The 1,538-nt window shown below is 62.3% G+C and carries 1 protein-coding gene; it reads left to right on the forward strand.

What is annotated here, in order from left to right; all coding sequences use genetic code 11:
- Positions 1 to 1,538, forward strand: a 1,538-nt coding sequence (locus tag AWB68_RS44775) for an IS1634 family transposase (protein ID WP_087650437.1), incomplete at both ends; no start/stop codon positions are given.

Genomic DNA, 1,538 nt, shown 5'->3' on the forward strand with positions numbered 1-1,538 from the left:
GCTGCGCTCGATCATCGTCGAACGCGAGCCGGTTTACCGCCAGCAGGAAACCGTCCACGGCTTCGCCAGCGGGATGTTCGGCATCCGCGCCGAGGAGATGGAGCACCTCAGCGATGATCGGCTCGGACGCGCCCTGGATCGGCTGTTTGATGCCGATCGCGCAGCGCTGCTGACGGAGGTGGTGTTGGCGGTCGCAGAGCGCTTCGGCGTGAACTTTGACGAGTGCCATAACGACAGCACTTCGATCAGTTTCTGCGGCAGCTATTGTGGTGCCGCAGGCCGTAAGATTCGCGGACGAACTGCGCCGGTGATCACCTATGGTCACTCCAAGGACCATCGGCCCGATCTGAAGCAGTTGCTGTTCATCCTCACGATGACCGCCGACGGCAATATTCCCGTGGCGTTTCGCTGTACCGACGGCAACGCGAGCGACTCGCGAACCCACATCGAGACCTGGAATACGTTGCGCGCCGTGGCAGGGCGCAGCGATTTCCTCTATGTGGCCGATTCGAAACTATGCTCGCGCGAGAACATGGACTACATGGACCGTGCGGGCGGGCGCTTCGTCACCGTGATGCCCCGCAACCGTCTGGAAGACGCCGAATTTCGTCAGTGGATCCAGACCAGCACACCTGATTGGACCTGTGTTTGGGACCGCCCCAATCCGCGCCACAGCGACGGGCCGCGCGACTGCTGGTATGTCTATCGGGCGCCGCTACCGTCTGCCGAAGCCTGGCCAGTCGTGTGGGTCTGGAGTCCGCTACTCACCCTACGCCAGGAAGCCCGGCGGCGCAGAAACATCTCCGCGGCCATTGAAGCGCTCCAGCAGTTACGCGTGCGGCTCGCCGGCGCGAAGACCAGACTGCGGGGCGCCGCCGAGATCGACCTGCAGATCAAGGTGATCGTCGAGAAGCACCACGTCGGCCGCTACCTGAAAGTCCGCCGCACCGTGCGCGAAGAACATCACTACAAGCAGACGCAGCGGGGGCGCCCCGGACCTGATACCGCTTACCGCAAGATCACCAAACGGCGCTTTGACATCGAGTGGACCACGGATGATGAGGCCATCGCCTACGACCACAAAAGTGATGGCATGTACCCGCTGATGACCAACGATCGAAACCTGTCACCGGCCCAGGTGCTTCAGGCCCACAAGGGCCAGCCGATGATCGAAAAGCGCTTCGAACAGGTCAAGACTGTGCATGAGATCGCACCCGTGTTCCTGAAGGACGAGGGCAGAATTGAGGCGCTCTTCACCCTGTACTTTCTCGCTCTGCTCGTGCAGGCGCTCATCGAGCGCGAGCTACGTCTTGCCATGACGCGCGAACACATCGATGAACTTCCCCTGTACCCCGAGCAGCGTCAGTGCAAGCGCCCGACCACCGAACAGATCCTACGGTTGTTCAGCCTCGCGGAGCGCCACCAGCTGATCGAAGGCGCGCGTACCGTGCAAGTCTTCGACGTGCCATTCACGGACCTGCAGCGTCAGGTACTCACGCTCCTCGGCGTCCCAGAGCACGCCTTTCGGTCGCCAGGCT

It is taken from the genome of Caballeronia choica (assembly GCF_001544535.1).
In the GTDB taxonomy this organism is placed as follows: Bacteria; Pseudomonadota; Gammaproteobacteria; order Burkholderiales; family Burkholderiaceae; genus Caballeronia; species Caballeronia choica.